16 protein-coding genes and 11 tRNA genes are annotated in these 23,058 nt (G+C 38.7%); 19 read left to right on the top strand and 8 right to left on the bottom strand.

The window, feature by feature from the left end:
- The first annotated feature begins 37 nt into the window (after positions 1-37).
- Complete coding sequence (locus tag H4J46_RS16110) at positions 38-2,527, top strand: TonB-dependent receptor (RefSeq protein ID WP_182234629.1); 2,490 nt, start codon at positions 38-40, stop codon at positions 2,525-2,527.
- A gap of 384 nt (positions 2,528-2,911) precedes the next feature.
- Entirely contained in the window at positions 2,912-4,483 is a 1,572-nt protein-coding gene (locus tag H4J46_RS16115; RefSeq protein WP_182234631.1) for a sulfotransferase, read from the top strand.
- Between the two features lie 363 nt (positions 4,484-4,846).
- Here the strand turns inward: H4J46_RS16115 and H4J46_RS16120 are convergent.
- From H4J46_RS16120 to H4J46_RS16130, 3 genes are all read right to left on the bottom strand, one after another.
- Positions 4,847-4,922, bottom strand: a tRNA-Val gene (locus H4J46_RS16120).
- Between the two features lie 32 nt (positions 4,923-4,954).
- Positions 4,955-5,030 (bottom strand) — tRNA-Val (locus H4J46_RS16125).
- Between the two features lie 44 nt (positions 5,031-5,074).
- Positions 5,075-5,150: transfer RNA gene (locus tag H4J46_RS16130), tRNA-Val, on the bottom strand.
- A 277-nt stretch (positions 5,151-5,427) separates the two neighbouring features.
- Here H4J46_RS16130 and gltX point away from each other — a divergent pair.
- On the top strand, positions 5,428-6,840 hold the full coding sequence (gltX, locus tag H4J46_RS16135; RefSeq protein ID WP_182234633.1) for a glutamate--tRNA ligase: 1,413 nt from the start codon (positions 5,428-5,430) through the stop codon (positions 6,838-6,840).
- Positions 6,841-7,244: 404 nt separating this feature from the next.
- Here the strand turns inward: gltX and fabA are convergent, their stop codons facing one another.
- Positions 7,245-7,760 carry a 3-hydroxyacyl-[acyl-carrier-protein] dehydratase FabA gene (gene fabA / locus H4J46_RS16140; RefSeq protein ID WP_182137993.1) on the bottom strand — a complete coding sequence of 172 codons (516 nt, stop codon included), beginning with the start codon at positions 7,758-7,760 and terminating at the stop codon, positions 7,245-7,247.
- A gap of 176 nt (positions 7,761-7,936) precedes the next feature.
- Between fabA and H4J46_RS16145 the strand changes: the two genes are divergently transcribed.
- From H4J46_RS16145 to H4J46_RS16220, 16 genes are all read left to right on the top strand, one after another.
- Positions 7,937-8,191 carry a hypothetical protein gene (locus H4J46_RS16145; RefSeq protein ID WP_182234635.1) on the top strand — a complete coding sequence of 85 codons (255 nt, stop codon included), beginning with the start codon at positions 7,937-7,939 and terminating at the stop codon, positions 8,189-8,191.
- 137 nt (positions 8,192-8,328) lie between these two features.
- A complete protein-coding gene (gene uvrY / locus H4J46_RS16150; RefSeq protein ID WP_182234637.1) occupies positions 8,329-8,973 on the top strand; it encodes a UvrY/SirA/GacA family response regulator transcription factor in 645 nt (214 codons plus the stop codon).
- Positions 8,974-8,975: 2 nt separating this feature from the next.
- Positions 8,976-10,829: an excinuclease ABC subunit UvrC gene (uvrC, locus tag H4J46_RS16155; protein WP_259365910.1), complete on the top strand. Its 1,854-nt coding sequence runs from the start codon at positions 8,976-8,978 to the stop codon at positions 10,827-10,829.
- 74 nt (positions 10,830-10,903) lie between these two features.
- The gene (pgsA, locus tag H4J46_RS16160; RefSeq protein ID WP_182234639.1) at positions 10,904-11,488 is read left to right on the top strand and encodes a CDP-diacylglycerol--glycerol-3-phosphate 3-phosphatidyltransferase; all 585 of its coding nucleotides are present in this window, start codon (positions 10,904-10,906) and stop codon (positions 11,486-11,488) included.
- 142 nt (positions 11,489-11,630) lie between these two features.
- A tRNA-Gly gene (locus H4J46_RS16165) sits at positions 11,631-11,706 on the top strand.
- Positions 11,707-11,777: 71 nt separating this feature from the next.
- Positions 11,778-11,851, top strand: a tRNA-Cys gene (locus H4J46_RS16170).
- Between the two features lie 4 nt (positions 11,852-11,855).
- Positions 11,856-11,942, top strand: a tRNA-Leu gene (locus H4J46_RS16175).
- A 64-nt stretch (positions 11,943-12,006) separates the two neighbouring features.
- A tRNA-Gly gene (locus H4J46_RS16180) sits at positions 12,007-12,082 on the top strand.
- A gap of 69 nt (positions 12,083-12,151) precedes the next feature.
- Positions 12,152-12,227: transfer RNA gene (locus tag H4J46_RS16185), tRNA-Gly, on the top strand.
- A gap of 61 nt (positions 12,228-12,288) precedes the next feature.
- Positions 12,289-12,375 (top strand) — tRNA-Leu (locus H4J46_RS16190).
- A 41-nt stretch (positions 12,376-12,416) separates the two neighbouring features.
- Positions 12,417-12,492: transfer RNA gene (locus tag H4J46_RS16195), tRNA-Gly, on the top strand.
- Positions 12,493-12,554: 62 nt separating this feature from the next.
- Positions 12,555-12,641, top strand: a tRNA-Leu gene (locus tag H4J46_RS16200).
- Positions 12,642-13,256: 615 nt separating this feature from the next.
- Entirely contained in the window at positions 13,257-14,606 is a 1,350-nt protein-coding gene (locus tag H4J46_RS16205; RefSeq protein WP_182234641.1) for an MFS transporter, read from the top strand.
- A 387-nt stretch (positions 14,607-14,993) separates the two neighbouring features.
- Complete coding sequence (locus tag H4J46_RS16210; RefSeq protein ID WP_182234642.1) at positions 14,994-17,393, top strand: TonB-dependent receptor; 2,400 nt, start codon at positions 14,994-14,996, stop codon at positions 17,391-17,393.
- Between the two features lie 142 nt (positions 17,394-17,535).
- Complete coding sequence (locus tag H4J46_RS16215; protein ID WP_182234644.1) at positions 17,536-19,512, top strand: tetratricopeptide repeat-containing sulfotransferase family protein; 1,977 nt, start codon at positions 17,536-17,538, stop codon at positions 19,510-19,512.
- A gap of 144 nt (positions 19,513-19,656) precedes the next feature.
- Positions 19,657-20,346: a glycerophosphodiester phosphodiesterase family protein gene (locus tag H4J46_RS16220; protein ID WP_220463052.1), complete on the top strand. Its 690-nt coding sequence runs from the start codon at positions 19,657-19,659 to the stop codon at positions 20,344-20,346.
- A gap of 154 nt (positions 20,347-20,500) precedes the next feature.
- Here the strand turns inward: H4J46_RS16220 and H4J46_RS16225 are convergent, their stop codons facing one another.
- The 4 genes from H4J46_RS16225 to H4J46_RS16240 form a co-directional block, all read right to left on the bottom strand.
- Positions 20,501-21,007 (bottom strand): GNAT family N-acetyltransferase, encoded by a 507-nt coding sequence (locus tag H4J46_RS16225; protein WP_259365911.1) that lies wholly within the window; start codon positions 21,005-21,007, stop codon positions 20,501-20,503.
- Positions 21,008-21,149: 142 nt separating this feature from the next.
- On the bottom strand, positions 21,150-21,608 hold the full coding sequence (locus tag H4J46_RS16230) for a nuclear transport factor 2 family protein (protein WP_182234648.1): 459 nt from the start codon (positions 21,606-21,608) through the stop codon (positions 21,150-21,152).
- Positions 21,609-22,111: 503 nt separating this feature from the next.
- Positions 22,112-22,381: a hypothetical protein gene (locus tag H4J46_RS16235; protein WP_259365912.1), complete on the bottom strand. Its 270-nt coding sequence runs from the start codon at positions 22,379-22,381 to the stop codon at positions 22,112-22,114.
- Positions 22,382-22,502: 121 nt separating this feature from the next.
- Positions 22,503-22,973: an HAD family hydrolase gene (locus tag H4J46_RS16240; RefSeq protein WP_182234652.1), complete on the bottom strand. Its 471-nt coding sequence runs from the start codon at positions 22,971-22,973 to the stop codon at positions 22,503-22,505.
- Positions 22,974-23,058: the final 85 nt, after the last annotated feature.

Raw genomic sequence — 23,058 nt, forward strand, 5'->3', positions numbered from 1 at the left:
AAGCTATATAAATAACTCTGAGGAAGAGAACCCAGCCATGTATGTAAAAAAATCGCAAACCTTTAAAAAATCTCTTGTATGCTTAGCACTCAGTTCCGCATTATCTATAACCACCTATAGTTACGCTGAAGCAGTCGCCGGAAAACTTGCTGTTGAAGGCATTGAACGCATTCAAGTTACGGCCTCACGTCGTGCATCGACTGTGCAAGATGCTCCCTTAAATATCACCGCACTTGATAGTGATGTGATGAAAGATCAAAACATTACACAATTATCAGATGTTGCTCGTTGGGTACCAGGTTTAAGTGTTGCTGATCAAGGGAGTCGTACTGGCTCCCCGATTGTTGTACGCGGTTTGAATACTAACTCATCAGGGCCTGGCTCTGATGGTGGCACTGTGGCCACTTATATTGGTGAAATTCCCCTAGTCGTTGACATGAAACTCATTGATGTTGAACGAGTTGAAATATTAATTGGCCCACAAGGAACCTTATATGGTGCAGGAACTTTAGGTGGCGCTATTCGCTACTTACCGAATAAACCCGTACTTGATGTAACCTCTGGTTCGCTCTATGGTGACATTTTCACTTTATCTGAAAGTGATGATACCGGTGGTGAAGCCGGTTTTGTTTTTAACACGCCATTAATTGAAGATGAATTAGCCGTGCGTTTTGCCTTTAATTATTTAAATGAACCTGGCTATATTGATTACAATTATGTGGTGCGCGAGGGAGGTGTTTCATTACCTGATCCAAATTGGTCAGATACTGATGCAGTTAACGCTAACCTAAAACAGGTGAAAGATGCTAACGATGAAAAAACCAGTACAGCTAAAGCGATGATCCGCTGGCAGCCGAATGAAGTTTTTGATGCAACCTTGTCGTATTTTTATCAAAAACAAGACATCGGTGGTCGTTCTATTGTGCATAACAGTAGCTTAAGCGAGACAAATCCTTTAACGACAGTTATAGGAGAATATGACTCAGGTTATCGCTACCAAGAACCAAGAGAAAAAGAAGACACTTTACTTAGTTTAGAAATTACCCTTGATTTAGGTTTTGCTGAACTGACCTCAGCTACCGGTTATTCAGAATTTGAAGCACTGGGGCAACGTGATCAAACTGACTTACTTATCCGTCTAGATTACAGCTATGAAGAATTCCCGGGTTTTTCTACTTTTACTCGAGAAGTGGATGAGGCTGAAAACTTTACCCAAGAAATTCGTTTAGTATCAACAGGAGATTCAGCACTTTCTTGGATTGTAGGTGCTTATTACAACCAATTCGAAAGTTTTGGTGATAGCCGTGAATATGCGCCTGGCTTCGATCAATATGCTGTTGATAACTGGGGTGGCAATCAATTACGTCCTGATTCATTAGAGTATATTTCGGTGGGTAATACTGAAATCACTGAATCAGCTCTGTTTGGTGAGTTAACTTATAGCCTAACCGATAAATTAACGCTGATGATTGGTGCTCGTTTTTATGACTATGAAGTTAACTCGTCTTCAGCAGTAGACTTACCTTTGTATAACACCTTATTTGATGACTATGCAGCAAGTGAAATCAATTTAGATCTTGAAAGCACTCCGCCTGCTGATGGTGATGGCAACTTATTGAAAATTAATGCCAGTTATCAATTTAGTGATGATGTGATGGCATATGGCACGGTAAGTGAAGGCTTTAGAATTGGTGGCTCTAATGGTGTTGCTGCCTGCCCTGATGACGTCGAAGAGTCGGGCTTTCAAAATGTTTGTGCTTTACCCAATGAAGCTCTTTACGAAGCAGATACCACGACTAACTATGAATTAGGTTTTAAGAGTACTTGGTTGAGTAACCAATTACACTTTAATGCCGCTGTATTTATGGTTGAGTGGGACAATGCTCAAGTAGCGGGTGCTACTTTCTATGGTCAGCAACCCATTACCAGTAATGCCGCAGCAGCAGAATCAAAAGGGGTTGAAATATCAACTCGCGCTATGCTAAGTGATAATATTACCGCCTATGCTACTTATGCCTACACCAATGCAGAATTAACCAGTGACGCACCTTTTCTATTTCAAGTCTTAAGTGAAGATCAGCTTGATGCAGGTGCAGAGCAAAGTTTTTATGATGGTAAAAATGGTGATCGTTTACCTGGCTCACCTGAACAGCAGTTTTCATTAGGAGCAAGCTATTCTACCGAAATTTTTGGTAGTACAGGTTTAGATATCAATTACGGCTTAACTTATCAAAGTGATGTTTACTCTAAGGTCGGTTTACGCGCTGATGGTGAGGCTTTATCCGGCTATGCAATAAGTAATATGTCAGCAAAATTAACTGAAGGTGCTTGGTCGGTCACCTTATACGTGGATAATATGTTTGATAAATATGCCTATAGCTCGGTACGTCGTGATCAAGGTGATATTGGCTTAGCAAAGTTTCCTGTGATGAACTCGAACGATGCCAGTCTTCAGCGTAACTATGGACATTACTTAATCACTCCACGCAAAGTAGGAGTACGTTTCGAATATTTATTCGATATGTAATTATTTAAGTATAATTTTCACTTAAATAAAAGCTATAAAAAAAAAGGCACAGTATCATTTAAACGTTAAATGATACTGTGCCTTTTTAGCATTTTATTTAGCATTTTATCCCCATGACGACACCGCCAAACCATTCAACTGTATGACACAGTTTGTTATGACACCATTACAAATGAGGCAAGCAGTGACTTATTAACAGTGCGCGATGATTAAACAGATAAAAAGTGGCATAAATAAAAATGGGAAATTTTGTGGATACTATCGCGGTTAATGATAATCCAATAAAAAAAATTAATACCCTTGTAGATATTGTTTTTGTGATGAAAACTGGCAAAGTATATCGACAAGTGTGATTTGAAATAATTAAATTCGAGTAGTTGAAGTATGTCTTACACAACAAAAATATTGCATCAGCAGGCACAACAAGCTTTAAATCAAGGTTTGTATCAACAAGCCCATAAAAAATTAATCGCTATTTTACAACAAGATAAATATTTTTCGGATGCTTATTTTTTGCTAGCCATGATTGCTAGTGCGCATCATAATTTTCTCAAAGCTATTGAGTTGATTAAACAAGCCAACAAACTTGCTCCTAACAATGCCGAATATTTGTCACAACTGGCCAAGCACTATGCACTGGAAAATAATCATGTACAGGCGGTGTACTTTGCTGAACTTACGGCTCAACTTGCCTCAAAATCATCATTAACGCTAGATACGCTTGGTGTGGCATATAGTAAAATTGGCTTACACGAAAAAGCGGTGATTTTTTTTCAACAAGCTGTGGCTATTAACGATAAAAATCCTAATTATTTCTTTAATTTAGGCGCAGCACTCAAGTTTATTGGTGATTTTGACGGCGCTAAAAAAGCCTATGAAAAAACGATTGCAATGGCACCAAATTATTACAAAGCTCATGCCGCGTTAACTGGCTTAGGCGGCATATCAGCAACATCAAACCATATTCCTCTACTTGAACAATTGTTCTCACAAACGCAACATGCAGACGACAGCTTATATATAGGCCATGCTCTTGCCCGAGAATATGAATCACTGAAAAATTTTGATAAAGCATTTTTCTATTTAGATAGGGCAAAAAAAAGTAAACTCAAACAATTTAACTACCATATTGATGAAGATAAAGCGCTGTTTAGCCGTCTTCAAAGTCACTTTAAAAATGTTGATAGCTTAAAGGTTCAAGGTTTCGAAACTGATGAGCCAATATTTGTCGTTGGTATGCCAAGATCAGGAACAACGCTGGTTGAACGAATTATTTCACAGCACAGCGAAGTAACGAGTGCCGGTGAATTGCAGCACTTTGGTTTGCTACTTAAAAAAATGACTAAAACCACGAGCAAGCGTGTAATTGATGCAGAAACAATAGCCGCGACAGAAAATATAAATTTTGCCAAGTTAGGTGAAGATTATATTGAAAGTACGCGGGCAATAACTGGAAAAACAGCAAAATTTGTTGATAAAATGCCATTAAATGTACTTTATGTTGGCTTTATTTTAAAAGCATTACCAAAAGCTAAAATTGTCTGCTTAGATAGAAATCCACTGGATACCATTGTGAGTAATTTTCGACAGCTTTTTGCAGTTAATCAATCGTATTATAGTTATTCATATGATTTAGAAAGCACTACAGAATTTTATTTACTATTTAAACAGTTAACAGCGTTATGGTTAGCACTTTTTCCAGAAAACTTTTATTTTATTAATTATGAGAAGTTGGTTAATGACCCAGTAAATGAAGCCAAGCAGCTGATTGAATTTTGTAATCTTTCTTGGCAAGAACAATGTGTTGATATTGACCAAAATTCTGCGCCTGTAGCTACAGCCAGTGCAATGCAAGTTCGTAGTCCAATTAATAATAGCTCAGTGGGTAACTGGAAAAAATATGACGCTTATCTAGATGGCGTAAAAGCGATACTGGCCACTAGAGAGCAAAATTAGTGTTTCATCTAGATTGATTTTTAGAAAACTCTGGCGAATTTGTAAAAGAAATTAATAGTACGAATTAGCACTAAGGCTAGAAAATATAGATACTGTTGAGCGACTAATTAATCACTTTGTGTAGATGGTTGAATATCATTGTAAAGTCTTTATTGAGCCATTTCGGCTAACGATGAAGGTGATATTCAAAAGACCAGATATGACTTTAATATTAATGATAAGGAAATTAAATAAGCAATAAAGGTGGATGATGATACTGGACTTGAACCCATGATCCGGAGCAAGTAATAAAGAGGTGAGTTACTTTTAGTCTTACTTTAAGAAGAGTATTGATTACATGGAAATTTTAACTTGAAATAGAAATGGTGGACGATACTGGGCTTGAACCAGTGACCCCCGCCTTGTAAGGGCGGTGCTCTCCCAACTGAGCTAATCGTCCATTTTATTTTTACTTCTTTATGGCAAAAGAAGTGGTGGACGATACTGGGCTTGAACCAGTGACCCCCGCCTTGTAAGGGCGGTGCTCTCCCAACTGAGCTAATCGTCCGATATAAATTTACACATACTATTTACACACTACTAACAGAGAAGTGGTGGACGATACTGGGCTTGAACCAGTGACCCCCGCCTTGTAAGGGCGGTGCTCTCCCAACTGAGCTAATCGTCCTTCTCTGTGGGGGCGTATTATAGGGAGATCATAAAAGCTGTCAACCAAAACTCAGTAATTATTTATATTTATTTTCACTATTGCGCTTGAATGCTTCAAATTTGGACAGACTGATGGTTTTGTGAACTTTATTTTTATTTGTTGTCTCAGGTCGTCAGGAAATTTAACGCGCTAAAAGGTGTATTTCATGCACTTGCCTGATAAAATGCCGCAACTTTTTTAATAACCTTTGTTTTATTTGCTGACTTAAGCAAATAAATATTTCATTGAGACTTTTATGACTTTAACAACTCGATTCGCCCCTAGCCCTACGGGATATTTACATGTTGGTGGTGCTCGTACTGCTTTATATAGTTGGCTCTATGCTCAAAAAAATGGCGGTGACTTTATTCTTAGAATAGAAGACACGGATTTAGAGCGTTCAACACAGGCATCCGTTGACGCCATCATGGACGGCATGAATTGGTTAAACCTACCATGGACTCATGGGCCTTATTTTCAAACGCAACGCTTTGACCGTTACAAAGAAGTGATTGAGCAACTACTAACATCGGGTAACGCTTATCGTTGTTATAGTACTGCTGAAGAAGTTGATGCTATGCGTGTAGAAGCGAAAGCGAAAGGTGAGATTGAGAAATACAATGGTTTATGGCGAGAACGTACCGATTATCCAGCAGATAAGCCATATGCGATTCGTTTTAAAAATCCATTAGGCGGTGATGTTGTTATCAAAGATATGGTTAAGGGCGATATTACTATCAGTAATGAGCAACTTGATGATTTAGTTATTGCTCGCTCAGATGGTACACCCACTTATAACTTAACGGTTGTTGTTGATGATTGGGATATGAAAGTATCACACGTGGTTCGTGGTGATGATCACATCAGCAATACGCCAAAACAAATTAATATCTTAAAAGCATTAGGCGCAACCATACCTGAATATGCTCATATCCCAATGATATTAGGTGATGACGGTAAACGTTTATCAAAACGTCATGGCGCTGTGAGTGTAATGCAATATCGTGATGACGGTTTCTTGCCAGAAGCACTATTGAATTATTTAGTGCGTTTAGGTTGGTCACATGGTGATAAAGAAATTTTTTCTCGTGAAGAAATGATTGAGTTATTTGATCTTAAGGATTGTAACCGAGCAGCCTCAGGCTTTAATACTGACAAACTTATCTGGGTTAATCAGCATTACATGAAAACACTCGATCCCGCTTATGTTGCTACTCACCTTGCTTGGCATATGAAAGAGCAGGGTATCAATGTTGAAAATGGCCCAACCCTTGAAGAAGTTGTTAAAGTACAAGCGGACCGAGTAAAAACATTAAAAGAAATGGCACAAATTAGCCGATACTTTTATGAAGATTTTACTGAACTTGATGCTAGTGCGGTGAAAAAACATTTACGCCCGGTAGTAAAAGCACCACTGTTGTTAGTCAAAGAAAAATTAGCGGCTTTGACTGATTGGTCACCTGCACCCATTCATGCTGCGATTAATGACACAGCAACAGAGCTTGAAGTAGGTATGGGTAAAGTAGGCATGCCTTTGCGTGTTGCTGCCACAGGTGGTGGTAATTCACCTTCATTGGATATTACCTTGGCATTGTTAGATCAGCAAAAAGTTTTGGCTAGAATTGATCAAGCTATCGCCGTGGTTGATGCGCGTATCGCTAATAGTTAATTTATAAAATTAACCTTGTGTGGAAAATCATAAACCAAAGTCAGCGTAATTGCTGGCTTTTTTTGTTTAGGGCCTTCGCAAAGTATTTTACTGCTGAGTATATTAGCCGTAAATGAAAAGGGATTTAAGAGATTTTACTATCAAAGTTTTACCTCCTGTAGTCCTCCTTGTTTTCTGCCTGCAAATTATTTTTATTATTTTTTACAGCAAGGAGAAAATGAAAAAAGAAGCCGTGAATACTTAAGGGTAGTGAGTTTTGGGCAAGATCTAAGTGTATTGACAATATTAGATAAACCAAAGCCAGCTTAATTGCTGGCTTTTTATTTTCATGAAGAGGGGGATGTCGCGTTCACACGAATGTGAACGCGACAATGTTACTGATTACCACTTACGTTAAATAATGATTAAAATTTAGTGGTATCGGTAAACAAGCCCACTTTTAAATCTTTCGCTGTGTAGATCACACGACCATCGACAGAAACCGTACCGTCAGCAATACCCATAAATAATTTACGCTTAATAACGCGTTTTAAGGTGATTTTATAAGTGACTTTTTTTGCGGTGGGCAAAATTTGGCCAGTAAATTTAACTTCACCTACACCTAAAGCTCTACCATGACCTGGACCACCTGACCACGCTAAGAAAAAACCTGTTAATTGCCACATCGCATCTAAGCCTAGGCAACCCGGCATAACAGGGTCACCTTTGAAATGACAATCAAAAAACCAAAGATCTGGATTTATGTCTAATTCAGCGATAATTTCGCCTTTGCCATGTTCGCCGCCGTCATCATTAATGCTAACAATTCTATCCATCATTAACATATTGTCAGATGGTAACTGGCTGTTGCCAGGGCCAAACATTTCACCAGTACCTGCTTTTACTAGGTCTTCTTTTGAGAACGAATTTTGTTGTTCCATGTCATCACTTACGTTTATTAATAATTTCAAAGACCTTACTTTAGCTAACACTTGTACGCTAAACAACTCTGAACAGTTAAATAAATTTATATATGACTTAAAAAATTCAAAATATTTTGTAAAAATCGGTTATACATAACAACTAAGGTTTTAAAATTTTAATAGGTAAGCTATTGATGAATATAAAAAAGAAAATATTAACTAATGCGGAAAAACAAAAACGTTATCGTGAACGGCAAAAAGTTAGCGGTAAAAAAGAAATGCGGGGTTATCTGACACCAGAAGCGCAAAAGTGTTACGAACTGATTGCTGAGCAAACAAAATGGAATGACAGTATCATTTTAAGTAATGCCGTACGTTTAACTTATGCGGCATATAAAAATGGCCAAATTAACTTGTTAAATAACTGGCTAAATAAAAACGAGCTGTAATCATGGCTTAAACGACCTTGATTAAGGAAATGAATTAAAGAAAAAGCAAGAATTTATATTGTGTTAGAGACCAATTCGCTATATTATTTTTATTAATTCTGCTGCTTTTTATAAAGTGATAATAAGGTAATTTTACGTTGATAAATGTTTTGTTAGTTGATGACCATGAGTTGGTTCGTACTGGAATACGAAAAATCCTAGACGAAGTTAAAGGACTTAAGGTGATCGGTGAAGCTAAAACAGGTGAGGAAGCGGTACAATTTTGCCGTAAAGTCGAGCCTAATGTTGTCCTTATGGACATGAACATGCCAGGCATTGGCGGCTTAGAGGCAACAAAAAAAATTATTCGTTATGCACCTGATGTAAAAGTTATTGTTTTAACTGTTTATTGCAATGACCCCATTCCGACAAAAGTTATGCAGATTGGTGCGGCAGGTTATTTAACGAAAGGTGCCGGTCCTGATGAAATGATTAATGCGATTCGTGCTGTTAATAGCGGCCAACGTTATATAACACCAGAGATTGCCCAGCAGATGGCGTTAAGCCAATTCAAATCCCCAGATGAAAATCCGTTCAGTAGTTTGTCTGAACGTGAATTACAAATCATGTTAATGATCACGCGTGGCGAAAAAGTACCTGATATCTCACAACAATTAGTGCTAAGTACTAAAACCATTAATAGCTACCGCTATCGTATGTTTGATAAGCTTAATGTCGGTAATGACGTTGAGCTAACGCATTTGGCTATTCGCCATGGTATGTTAAAAACTGAAGTGCTATAGCATTGTCTGATAAAATTTTATCAAATGCTGAAACCTCATTTGATCACAAAGCCTTTCTAGCGGCAGTTTCTGAACAAGCTGGCGTTTATCGCATGTATAACATAGCCCAAACGGTAATTTATGTTGGTAAAGCTAAGCAACTAAAAAAACGTTTAGCGAGTTATTTTCGCAAAGATGTTGGCAGTAATAAAACTCGCGCACTGGTTAAACAAATCTCTGCTATTGACGTGACCGTAACACACACGGAAGGCGAAGCGCTGATCCTCGAAAACAATTATATTAAAAAGTATCAACCAAAATATAATATCTTACTGCGCGACGATAAAACCTATCCCTACTTACTGATTACCGATCACAAACATCCAAAATTAGGTTTACACCGTGGTGGAAAAAAAGTTAAAGGTGATTACTTTGGGCCATATCCAACGGTAGGTGCTGTCTGGGAAAGTTTGCGCTTAATGCAAAAGATTTTCCCACTAAGACAGTGTGAAGATAGCTATTATCGGGCCCGAAGTCGACCATGTTTACAGCACCAATTAGGCCGATGTTCAGCACCTTGTGTAGATAAAATATCGCCAACGGATTATCAAAAGCAAGTGCAGTTAGCCAAATTGTTTCTCAAAGGCAAAAGTTCGATTGTGATTAAACACCTAGTAGAGAATATGGAAAACGCCAGCAAAGCGCTCAATTTTGAACACGCGGCAAAATACCGAGATCAAATTGCGACCTTAAGAAAAGTTCAGCAGCAACAGTTTGTCAGTGGCTCTGCCGCGGAAATGGATGTTATTGGGCTTCATCGTCATAAGTCTCAAGCTTGTATTCACTTATTATTTGTTCGAGAGCATAAAATATTAGGTAGTAAAAGTTATTTTCCAACAGTGCCAGTCGATACTAGTGATGCCGAAATAATGGCTGCTTTTATTAGCCAACATTATATTGGTAATGAACTTAACTTAGGTGCTATCCCAAAAGAAATTATTATCCCTGAGGCTATTGATAACCAGCAAGACATCGTTCAGGTTATTAGCGCCCAAGCAGAGCATGAAGTAAAAATATCACATAATGTTCGCACTGAGCGCGCGCAATACCTTAAATTAGCTTGCACTAATGCTGCAACGGCTTTAATGACAAGAAACTCCCATAAAGAATCAATGCAGGCAAGATTTGTCGCATTAAATGAAGTGTTTGAACTAACCAATGGCATATCACGAATTGAATGTTTTGATATTAGCCATACTATGGGACAACAAACCGTTGCGTCAAATGTGGTGTTTAATCAAGAAGGGCCGCTAAAAAGTGACTATCGACGCTACAACGTATATGGCATTACGCCAGGTGATGACTATGCCGCCATGGCATTTGCTTTAGACAAACGCTATAGCAAAGTCACCAGTGAAGAAAAAATGCCAGACATTATTTTTATCGATGGCGGTAAAGGGCAGTTAGCAAAAGCTGAAGAGTTTTTTGCCGGCGTAGATAAAGTAAAAACCCCGCTATTGGTTGGGGTTGCGAAGGGTGAGTCAAGAAAGCCGGGGCTAGAAACCTTAATATTAGCTGGCAGTCATCAACTCATATCGTTACCTGCCACGTCACCGGCACTGCACCTTGTACAACATATACGAGATGAGTCGCATCGGTTTGCCATCACGGGACACAGAGCAAAACGACAAAAAGCCAGTAAAAAATCTACATTAGAAGATATTCCAGGAATAGGGGCTAAGAAAAGACAAGTACTTTTACAATATTTAGGTGGCTTACAAGAAGTATTAAAGGCAGACAGAACCGCGCTAGAAAAAGTGCCGGGTATCAGTAAAGTATTGGCAGAAAATATTTATGACGCCTTGCATGACAATTAACTCACAATCTGTGTAAAATGTCTTTTACCTCGATGTAATTTTAATTAGTTAACGATAAGAATATAAGACATATTATGTGGACAATCCCCAACCAAATTACTTTATTTAGAATTGTTTTAATCCCGGTTTTTATCGTGGTGTTTTATTTGCCGGTGTCGTGGAATCATTTTGGTGCCTTTGTCGTCTTTTGGTTTGCCGCTGTGAGTGACGCGCTTGATGGTTATTTAGCAAGAAAACTTAATCAGTCGTCTGCCTTTGGTGCTTTTATTGATCCCGTTGCTGACAAGTTAATGGTGGTTGCTGCGCTGGTAATTTTGATTCAAGACCTTCAAGTTTGGTGGATATCAATATCAGCGATATTAATGATCGCGCGCGAAATATTTATTAGCGCCTTACGTGAATTCATGTCTTCACGAGGTAAAAGAGAAATAATCGCTGTTTCACAAATGGGTAAATATAAAACGGCCACACAAATGTTAGGTATTATGGGATTAATTTGGTATCCAACTTATGATATCCCATTAATTTTGTTTGAATTTCCGCATGAAATATTACTTTTTGCCGCTTTTAGTTTTTATGCCATTGCCACCGTGCTTACTTTTTGGTCTATGGTGATTTATTTCAAAGCGGCCTGGCCAGAGTTAACTAAGGTTAATTAGTGTTAAATAGCTTGTTTTTAGTTAAAAAAACACCACATTAGTCGCTTTTTGAGCAGTCAAAATAAAATTGATATTAAAGGGTTGACTCATAAATTTTTCAATGTAGAATGCGTTTCCAGTTGACAGGGAGTCAGCACATGAAGCGGCTGTAGCTCAGCTGGTAGAGCATCACGTTGCCAACGTGAATGTCACGAGTTCGAGTCTCGTCAGCCGCTCCAATTTCTCTTAAGAGAAAGATATAGGGAAGACTACCTTAGGGTAGTAAATGAAAGTAGTATTTGATGTAAGTGGCGGGTTGGCAGAGTGGCTATGCAGCGGATTGCAAATCCGTGTACCTCGGTTCGACTCCGGGACCCGCCTCCACATTGCCCGAGTGGTGGAATTGGTAGACACAAGGGATTTAAAATCCCTCGCTTGTAAGAGTGTGCCGGTTCAAGTCCGGCCTCGGGTACCATTTCATTGGTGCAGTAAGGATTAATACATATTGGCGTATGTATGGGTAAGTTTAAAATAATGAAGCGGCTGTAGCTCAGCTGGTAGAGCATCACGTTGCCAACGTGAATGTCACGAGTTCGAGTCTCGTCAGCCGCTCCAAATTTTAAACAGGTTAAAAGTCTTATTTTGCTAGTTATATATTTGCTAGTTATAAATTGAGACCATGAGGCGGCTGTAGCTCAGCTGGTAGAGCATCACGTTGCCAACGTGAATGTCACGAGTTCGAGTCTCGTCAGCCGCTCCAAATATGACAGTTTTTCTGTCAAAGTAGGGTCCCAATCTCTACTATAAAAAATACTCTCGTTGCCCGAGTGGTGGAATTGGTAGACACAAGGGATTTAAAATCCCTCGCTTGTAAGAGTGTGCCGGTTCAAGTCCGGCCTCGGGTACCATTACTGATTAATATCAGTTAGATGTATTGTAAAAATTCGAAGCGGCTGTAGCTCAGCTGGTAGAGCATCACGTTGCCAACGTGAATGTCACGAGTTCGAGTCTCGTCAGCCGCTCCAAATATGACAGTTATTACTGTCAAAGTAGGGTCCCAATCTCTACTATAAAAAATACTCTCGTTGCCCGAGTGGTGGAATTGGTAGACACAAGGGATTTAAAATCCCTCGCTCGTAAGAGTGTGCCGGTTCAAGTCCGGCCTCGGGTACCATACTTTTACTTTATGTTCTGTTGAGTAAATTAAAGAACTTCTATAGCAATTAAAATCTCCCCCAATACAATCAAAGCCTTGCCAATATGGTACATATAAATTTTTAACTACCTCTCTATAATAGTCACTGACTAGATTTTATTTTTTGTATTAATATTGAGATTGTCTGAAAATTTTTATGCTTTTAACGTCTTAAACCTTTGTTTAAATTTACCACGCATAAGTTCATCACGCATAAACTCACACATACTTTATCATGACTATCAGCACAAGCCTTTAATGCTACCTCCAACACACGTAAATAAAAAGTTAACCGCTATTTTTGTTTACGCAATTTTAATTTATCACTACCGATAATAATACTTTTAACATTATCGAGACTAAAAATTTAAGATTTTTTACTAAAACCTGGCTAATAGAAATAGTACTGACAGAAATTTCCTTATTTTACTTAAGTCTAGTATCATCTAATGCTGACTGTTTATGCGTTAATTTGACGTAAGCTACTGAGCAACATAGTCTCGTCTAAACAATAATAATAACAATTAACCCCCAATTGAACCCTAGTTTTATAGCAGCCCCGTCAACTATATTGCAACAGTTCACAGAGAAATTATGTCTATCCGACCCCCAAAGCAATTAAATATTATTATCGCCATGTATCTTGGTTATGCCGCCATGATGATCTGTCGTCAAATGATTACTATTCTAAGCCCTGCCATGCTTGCCGATGATACCTTAGGCTTAACAAAAACAAATATTGGAGACTTTGCGGCTTATGGCACCCTAGGTGCACTGGTGGGTAAACTCATCTGGGGGCCTCTTGCTGATGTAATTGGTGGGCGCTTTACTTTTTTAATTGGAATTTTCCTTACCGCGCTGTTTGTTATCGCCTTTGGACTTTCGCCTAATATAATGGCTTTTACTGTTTTTTCATTTTTGCTTTACTGTACAAAGTCTTCCGGCTGGCCAGGTATGACTAAACTGGTTGGAGAATGGTATCACCCCCATCATTACGGACGGGTGTGGAGTATTATCTCTACCAGTTCTAGATTTAGTGTTGTGCTAGCGACGTTATTTTTTGGTTGGTTGTTGAGCTTTATGCATTGGCGCTCAGTAGCCTTCATCGCTGCGGCTTTTGCATTAGTTATATTTATTGGTTGTTATTTTTTCCTGAAAGAAAAACCCGAAAACCCAAATTTCTTTAGAGAAAATGAAGGTGATCATAGCGACACCAGTGCCGAAGGTATAGAGTTGGCGAAAGCATCAAAACAGGCGATTGATAACAAATACAATCACCCACTTCAAGGCACAAGTATGCTGGCGGGTATGCTGGCATTTGTTAAAAGCCCTAGAGTTTGGTTGGTCGTGCTCATGCTAATGATGCTTACTTGTATGATGGCGTTTTTAGACTTTGTTGCGGTTTATCTTATGGAAACTTACCAATTATCCCCCTCACAGGCAGCAATGGCTTCTACTATATTTCCCGTCGGTTCTTTAGCTGGACTGTTAGCGTCGATCGCATTTTACGACCGTTTTTCAAAAAAGGGCATCCGGACAGTATTAACTATAGCGATGACGCTGAGTTTATTAAGTGTACTGACCTTGAAATATTTATCTTGGTTTAATCTCAGTGTTGAGGTGAACTACATAGTAGCTTTGAGTGCAATTTTCTTATTCGCGTTTTCAATCTCTCCCGCTTATTACCTACCTATGTCAATATTTTCCATCGAATATGGTGGCCCCCATAGTGCAAAACTGGTGAGTTTTATTGATGCTTTTGGCTTTGCGGCCAGTGCAACATTTGCTTTTATTGGTGGAAGATTGGCAGATAGTGCGGGCGGTTGGTCCAGTTTTATGAATATGCTTATATTGATTTCAGCAGTTGGTATTATATCTGTTTGGGCATTTATGCATGCAGAATATAAAGCGGCAAAGTCAGGGGAAGTGTTAATTAAGTCCTAATCACGTGATTTTATTAATGTTTATAAAAATTTTATCGCCACCCACCTAAGTAATGTTGGCGGGTGGTTCAAAAACAACTTCTTTTAAATAGAGCTTTTTCACCGAAGATTACTGTTTATTCCCCCTATATCCAGTAATCTTTAAAATATTGTAGTATGCTATAGCGGCAAAATTTCTGCCATATTAAATAATGAAGTTATAAAACAGATAATTTCTAGGCTACAGCCGTTTTCTAATTATTTTTAACGGTTTGTCGCTAAGAGGCAAAAGGATGTCGCTGTTGATAAGCGCTTTGCTTCAAAATTAAGATATTAATTTACTTAGTAGCAATTAAAATTGGCTAAGTCGCAGGAAGATAATCAACGAAGATAATCAACTAGGATATACATGTATCAAATAAACCGACCCGTTAAAACAGCCTTAACTATGGCGATCGCTCTGGCATTGAGCAATGGCACAGTACAAGCTCAAGAAAAGAGTAAAGTAGAAGACAAAAAAGTTGAGACTGAACGTCAGATCGAAACTATAGTTGTTACTTCAACTCGAAGAGCAGAGAACCAACAAACTGTACCGCTCGCTGTACAGGCGATGAGTGGTGCAAAACTTCAAGAACTAGGCATTGATAGCTTTGAAGACTACATCGCGTTGCTACCAGGTGTTAGCTCTGAAGGTCAAGCGCCCGGTAAACAAGAAACATATATCCGTGGTGTATCCGCGGGTCGTTCTGATGTCAGACTTGCTGGCATTGGCGGTGAGCCAAGTGTTGCCTTTTATCTCGACGAAGCACCAATTACCACGCCCGGTCGTAATATAGACTTATATGCAGTTGATCTACAACGCATTGAAGTTTTAAAAGGTCCTCAAGGTACATTATTTGGCGCTAGTTCACAGGCAGGTACTGTACGTCTTATTACCAATAAACCGGTATTGGACGAATTCAGGGCAGGTGGTGAGGTAGGTATGTCATCTACTAAGAGCGGTGGTATCAGTAATAAAACTGAGGGCTATCTTAATATCCCTATTGTAGACGATACATTTGCAATACGAATTGCGGCTTATAATTCTACTGATGCTGGCTTTATTGATAACGCCCTTAGCACGACTCAATTACCATTGACTAATCCAGGATTAGGTGGCAGCGTTCCTTCATCTCGTCAGGCTGTAAGTAACGCCACGCTTGCAAAAGATGATTACAATGAAGCGACACATAGAGGCATGAGAGTCAGTGCATTATGGCAAATCAATAACGATTGGGATTTGTTAATACAACACACAAACCAACAGCTTGATACTGAAGGCTCTTTTGAATACGACCCGGCTATTAGTACTGAAGATGACTTAAATGCTTCGACTTTCTCTCCCACTGAAGGTGATGATCAGGTCGACCTCACACAATGGACGCTAAATGGTATGCTTGGCGGACTTGAAGTTATCTATAACGGCTCGTTCACCAGCCGAACGTTCCAAGGTAATACTGATTATACGGCTTATATTGAAATAGGCCCATATGTGCCTTACTACACTTGTAGTTACCCAGGTTATGATGAATGTTTTAGTCCTGTGATGACGACTTCTGAGCAATTCGAAACAGAGCGTGTTGTGCACGAAATTCGTGTTGCAACCAATGCTGAAGATCGTTTTCGAGCGATTGGTGGTGTTTTCTATGATGATCAGCAACTTAACACCTTAACCGACTTCAACTATGCTGGGTCTATTGCTGCAGGTTTCTCACCAAACTTTCCGATACCGGGCGCTTTTACTAATACAGATGGTAGTGCTCGACCTCCTGGCGTAACCTACTTCAATGATTACCAAACAGATCGTGAAGAGCTATCGGTATTTGGTGAACTTGCTTACGATGTTACTGACGATGTCACCGTAACCGTAGGTGCTCGCCACTACGAGATTGAAATGGGTTTAATGGGACAATCGCCTTTTGGCCAAAGAGCATCTGGACCAGAAGCTGATGCCGGAACCAATGTCGATTCAAGACTGGCTGGTTTGACTCCTGCAACGATATCAGGAACTATTTACAAAGCCAATATACGCTGGAAAATGAATGCTGACGCGATGTTTTATGGCACGTATTCAGAAGGCTTTAGAGGCGGTGGATTCAATCGTTCAGCTGGCACGGGTGGCATTCCAGCGACCTTTGATACCGATACTGTCGTCAGTGTTGAATTTGGCTGGAAAACTGCTTGGCTTGACAATACATTGCGTTTTAACGGCGCTATATATAATGTTGACTTCAGTGATATGCAGCAAGGTGTTCTAGATCTTAGTATCGCCAACAACTCATTCTTTGACAATGTTGGATCGTCTGAAATCAATGGTCTTGAATCTGAACTTAATTGGGCTGCGACCGATAATGTTGATCTTTTTGGCTCATTTAGCTATATCGATTCAGAATTGACCGATATTCCAAATACGCTAGTGAATATCACACCTGTAGGGTCAAACCTGCCTTATGCACCAGAAAGTGAAGGCGTTATTGGCGGACGTTACTATCAAGAAATCGGCGATTTTTCTGCTGTTTTCCAAGGCGTATTCAAGTGGACAGACTCACGTTTTAATAGTCTAGTTGATGCTGACCGTGTCGAGTTACCGTCTTATACTCAGGTTAACCTGTCAGCCTCTATTGGCAAAGATGACTGGAAAGCAACGTTCTTTATTGACAATGCTACCGACTCTCTTGGACAAGTTGCCGCAGGTTCAGCTGATAATGTCTTCAGGGTTTCACCGACAAGACCTCGTACTATTGGCTTTAGACTAAGCTATGATTACTAGCATTTGACCTTATTTTAAAGTATTTTAAGATAGGCTAGGGTCGGCGTTTAATCACGCCGACCTATTTTTTTCTGGACCTTTATAGATTCTGAACCTTCATAGATAATATCAATTGTATCTTGATATTTACCGAGAGATTATTTTGCCAAATCAATTGAAAAACCTTCAACCTGATCAAGTGATTAAACAGTGCCAACTCTTGATTAAGAAAGGCCACTTAAGCCAAGCATCTGCAAATCTTGAAGATATGCTGGTGGAAAATCCAGGACATATTGAAGGTGTTTATTGTCTTGCCGTTTGTCAGCGTAAACAAAAAAAGCATAGCCAAGCCATGGCAAGTCTTGATCAAATCCTAGTAAAAATGCCTGAGCACGGCAGAGCTCACCAAGAGCAAGGTTATATTCACAAAGCAATGGCGAACACCAGCCAAGCGATAGCGTCCTTTGAAAAAGCCGTTAGCTTAAACCCAGCATTGTTTGGCAGTTGGCGTGTACTTGCTACAGAACCTGACTATCCAATGCGTGAAGAAGCTAAAAAGCGTGTTGAATGGCTCGCTAGCCTGCCACCGGCATTGGTTTCTGTTTCCAGCCTAATTTACCAAAAACAATTACATCGCGCAGAATGGCTCTGTCGTCACTTTCTCAAAGACAATCCGCATCAACCAGAAGCTATGCGCTTACTGGCTGAGTTAGGGACAAAGTTTCAAATTCTTGACGACGCAGAATTCTTATTAGCCAGCTGTCTTGAATTTGAACCAAACTATAAAAGGGCCCGTTTGGACTATGTTCATGTTTTGCATAAGCGACAAAAATTTCAAAAGGCACTTGAGCAAGCAAAAATTTTGTTAGATTCAGACCCAAAAAATTCAAATTTTAAAATTGGTCTTGGTAATGCGCAACAAGCAACCGGAGATTTTGAAGCGGCTATTAGCACCTTTGAAAGTGTATTACATAACAACGCCGCCAATAATTCAATCTACCTAACCCTAGGCCATGCTTTAAAAACAATGGGCCGTGTTGACGACGCTATTACAGCGTACCGTAAAAGCTATAGTATCAAACCTGATTTTGGCGATGCGTTCTGGAGTTTGGCTAATTTAAAAACTTACCGATTTACTGCCAATGAACGTCAGCAAATGCGGGATCAGGAAGCAAGCCCGACAACTGCGATAAATGATAAAATTCATTTCTGCTTTGCTCTAGGTAAAGACTTGGAGGACAGCGGACACTTTGATGAAGCTTTCTTTTTTTACCATCGCGGCAATAAGCTGAAAAGCGAACAAGACCAATTTGATAGTAAATCTCTAGAATTATCGTTTAAATTTCAGCAAAATAATTTTGACGCCACCTTTTTTGAACGTAATAAACTAGCTGGTTGTTCTGCCCCTGATCCGATATTTATTGTTGGACTACCACGCGCGGGTTCAACACTTTTAGAACAAATTCTTGCGTCACACTCACAGGTTGATGGCACGATGGAATTGGCCAATATCATCGGGTTAGCACACCGCTTGAATGGACGACAAGCCAAGCAGGATGAGCCCAGATATCCCAGTATCCTAAAAGAGATATCAGCTGATGAGCTGACTAAAATGGGCCAACGTTATATTGAAGACACTCAGCATCATCGCCAAGGAGCGATTTTCTTCATCGATAAGATGCCAAATAATTTTAGACATATCGCTCTTATTAATCTGATCCTCCCTAACGCTAAAATTATTGATGCCAGACGTGACGCCTTATCTTGTTGTTTTAGCGGTTATAAACAATTATTTGGCGAAGGCCAACAGTTTTCCTATGATCTTGAGAATATTGGCAATTATTATCGCAACTATGTTGAAATAATGGACCACTGGGACAAAGCATTACCTGGTAAAATTTTACGGGTACAATATGAAGATGTGGTTGCTGATTTAGACACTCAAGTTCGGCGTATATTGGACTACTGTGGCTTGCCTTTTGAACAGGCCTGTATTGATTTTCACACCAATAAACGTGCTGTTCGTACACCAAGTTCTGAGCAGGTGCGCCAACCTATTTATCAAAGTGGTCTGGAACAATGGCGCAACTATGAATCACATCTAGGGCCACTGAAAAAAGCATTAAGCAATCCTAAGTAAGCATAAGTAAGCCTCAAATAAGCAAGCGCTGCATTTTCTTTATTGGCATTAACGGCCAATCAAGAAATTGCGGTGTCTGAAATTAATCAGCAGCTTTTAGCACCCGTTAACTATTATTATATCTACAATACAAAGGAATCAATCTTGGCTAAAAAAACACTAAAAATAGGACATCGTGGTGCAATGGGACATGAGCCAGAAAACACCATAAGGTCTTTTAAAAAAGCAATAGAGTTAAATGTTGATGCGATAGAGTTAGATGTATACGTATGCAAGACTGGTGAGCTTGTTGTCATTCATGACGATAAAGTAGACAGAACAACTAATGGTGTTGGTTATACCCAAGATAAAACTTTTGCAGAATTAAGACAACTAGATGCGGGTAAAGGTGAAGTTATCCCAACACTTGAAGAGGTCTTAGACTTTGTTGATAAAAGAGTGATGGTAAACATAGAGCTAAAGGGAAGAAACACAGCCATTGCAACGTATCAAGTTATAGATAAATATATTAAAAAACATGCTTGGTCAGCGCTTGATTTTATGGTCTCTTCATTCGACCATCATGAATTAAATAAATTTAAACAGCTAGCTCCCCAAATACCTATTGGTGCCTTGCTTGACGGCATACCACTGTCTTATTCCGATTGTGCGGTTGAACTTAATGCGCAGTCGATTAATTTAAGTTTAGATTTTATTAATCAGGACTTTGTCAATCACGCCCATAACAACGGTTTAAAAGTTTATGTGTATACGGTTAATGATTATGATGATATTGCCGAAATGGAAAAATTGAATATTGATGGTATTTTTTGTAATTTTCCAGAAAGACTATAATGAAGACAATATTACATGTGATACCAGTATCGATAGCGCCTCGTTAAGAGGCAAAAAATTGTTGGCTAAAATAAGCAATGCAGGAGCAAAAGTCAGTTGTTTTTTTGTCCTGCTTGGGTCGCTTGTTATGAGTAGGTGGCAACAAAGGGATGCATCATGTATTTATTATTTTAGGTCTAAGTAAGAAGCCAATAATGCTACCAAAGAGATTCTTGTACATTGCTTCTATCTCTTCTTTACTGATACTGCCGCCAAAGATAAGCATCTCAAGTTTTTCTCCTGGTTCTTTCACAAAATAACCTGATGAACTGAATCCGTTTTTTTCATAAAAAGATTTACGCTTGATCCTTTGTTCGAAGTTTTTTTCTTGCTTATCAAGTTTCTCAATGTTCAGTACAATTCTTTTTCCTGAGTGCATAACTTTCATTGAATCCATCACTTTACTGCCATACCCACCTGAGCGAAAAGATTCCGATATAGCTAAAAAGTGTACCAATATAATATCTTTAAACTCAGTGGTGTAAATGAGACCTATCCAAGTATCATCTGCATAAAGAACGTTAAAGCCTACCTTACCTTTTCTCAGTTTAAATTTAAGGATCCAGGTGGGAATACGTTGAGCTGTGGTAAACGCTTTCTTATACAGATCGATAACCTTCAAGTAGTTATCGTCATTTTGATTTAGTGGTCGGAGATTAATGCTCAAATGTAATACTCAACGCCTGTTAACGTGCAATAATATAGTTGGCTAATATTAGTGATCGTAGTGAACAAAAAGCCAGCTGTATTTTGTTATACGTATTTTATTTATTTTCACGGTGCCCATAACTCAATGCTCGAGTAATTTCCCATTTATTATTTACATTACGCCAAACCATAACAAAATCAGATTTTCCTTCGCATTTTTTAGTTTTAGTTTCACAAAAAATGTGAACACCTTCAGTGATTGCACCAAACTGATTAATTGGATAGGCTTTGAAGGAACCTGCTACAAGTTTACGAGTGTAGTTACCGCATGCGTTTTTTTTAGTATTTGAGATCATACTTTTCCGATCCCAAGTAACACCACCGTTATCATGATAAAACTCTACATCAGGAGAGAAATAACTAGCATATTTTTTTAACTTTCCAGGGCTCTGACAGTTGTTAAAAGATTCAAAAAGCTCTGTATCAAGAACTTTCATTCTGTCCTCCAAAGGAGCTTCATTAGCCAATGATTGCATGGATAAAAATAAAAATAAAAATATACTTAATTTTTTCATATAACCTCGATTCCTACAGCATACGTAGAACGCCTAAATTATAGCCAACTGTTTTTTTCCCTGTTTAATTTCTTAGCTACTACTTAGCGCTCAAGCCTTTAAACACAGAGCTCAAAGCTATCACAAGACAACTAGCATGAATTAAAACAACCACATAAAGCCCTATAGGGTCTGAATTCAGATGCAAAACATGATCATTTCTGGAATGAATTACTCCATATTTATATGCATTAATTAATTGCCATGAAAAAAAAGGAATACAAAGAAACATTAAAAAAATTTTAAGGTAAGCTTTATCTTTTTTATTAATAAGTTTCCGAGGTTTAGGTTCATTCTCAGGATTTTTTTCTCGTTTTCTCGTTTTCTTATTTCATTTAATAATAAATCGTATCGTTTGGGATAACACTCTTTATCAATGTTATCTTTAACATCGTACAACTCTACAAGAGTATATTTCGTATAATCTGGATTCATTCAACTCTATCCGTTTAAGCACCTTGATACTAAGTGATACTTCGACTGGCTAGTTCTTTTTTATACTTTCGTTCCGACATAAACCAAGTTAATACACCAAACAATACTCCAGCTAATGGCCAAACTATATAATGAATAATGGCGGATTTCGATGTGAAGCCATCAGAAAAAGGCTTATTCATAAAAGCTATAAAAATAAACATTGGTAAGCCCCATGATAAGACACCAGTAAATAGCACAAAATTTAATTTCCCTTTTGTTCGCGTTGATTCCCAAACTTTAAATTGATCATCTTTCATTTGATTTAACGTCCATATTTGAATGACACATAACGGCCCATTAAGCATTAATAGGCTAAAAATTGTGGTCTAAAATGAAAGCGAAGCGAACAACCCACTGTTTTTAGTCCGGTTGAATTGCTTATGTGCACAACTCACTCAACTTGCTAATTTTTCTTATATTTTCAGAAAAAACTTCATTCGTCTTCGGTGTAAACCAGATAGGATTTATACCGACAGCAAGAGCAGGTTTAATATCTTTTTCAAAGTTATCACCAACCATAGCAATATTCTCAACGGGCTTATTTAACTTTGAAATTATTGCTTTAAGAAAATCAGGAGATCCTTTCACCAGACCTAGATTAGCCTTACAAAAATAGCCTGTTATAAATGCACTTAAACCAACACGTTCAAAAGCCAGCTTAACTTCCAATTCAGTTGAATCCTCAGCTCCAGTAGCTATATAAATTTGAGCATGTTTAGACAATGACTCTAAAGTATCTTTAGCGCCGACAACTGACTCAACAGCAATCCAATCACACATTTTTCCAGATACATTGGGGAAATCGACCATTAAAGTATCGCCCCAATCGAAAAGATATACTTCTACCACTGAGCCTCCGAGGGCATATAGACCCATTAATAGGCTAAAAATTGTGGTCTAAAATGAAAGCGAAGCGAACAGCCCACTGTTTTTA

Source organism: Colwellia sp. MB02u-6 (genome assembly GCF_014077095.1).
Lineage (GTDB): Bacteria > Pseudomonadota > Gammaproteobacteria > Enterobacterales > Alteromonadaceae > Cognaticolwellia.

Excerpts from the sequence above, each read along its gene's own strand:
- fabA (WP_182137993.1), bottom strand. The coding sequence starts at position 7,760 with ATGGAACAACAAAATTCGTTCTCAAAAGAAGACCTAGTAAAAGCAGGT.
- H4J46_RS16235 (WP_259365912.1), bottom strand. The coding sequence starts at position 22,381 with ATGAAAGATGATCAATTTAAAGTTTGGGAATCAACGCGAACAAAAGGG.
- gltX (WP_182234633.1), top strand. The coding sequence starts at position 5,428 with ATGACTTTAACAACTCGATTCGCCCCTAGCCCTACGGGATATTTACAT.
- H4J46_RS16210 (WP_182234642.1), top strand. The coding sequence starts at position 14,994 with ATGTATCAAATAAACCGACCCGTTAAAACAGCCTTAACTATGGCGATC.
- H4J46_RS16110 (WP_182234629.1), top strand. The coding sequence starts at position 38 with ATGTATGTAAAAAAATCGCAAACCTTTAAAAAATCTCTTGTATGCTTA.
- pgsA (WP_182234639.1), top strand. The coding sequence starts at position 10,904 with ATGTGGACAATCCCCAACCAAATTACTTTATTTAGAATTGTTTTAATC.
- H4J46_RS16145 (WP_182234635.1), top strand. The coding sequence starts at position 7,937 with ATGAATATAAAAAAGAAAATATTAACTAATGCGGAAAAACAAAAACGT.
- H4J46_RS16230 (WP_182234648.1), bottom strand. The coding sequence starts at position 21,608 with ATGAAAAAATTAAGTATATTTTTATTTTTATTTTTATCCATGCAATCA.
- H4J46_RS16115 (WP_182234631.1), top strand. The coding sequence starts at position 2,912 with ATGTCTTACACAACAAAAATATTGCATCAGCAGGCACAACAAGCTTTA.
- H4J46_RS16205 (WP_182234641.1), top strand. The coding sequence starts at position 13,257 with ATGTCTATCCGACCCCCAAAGCAATTAAATATTATTATCGCCATGTAT.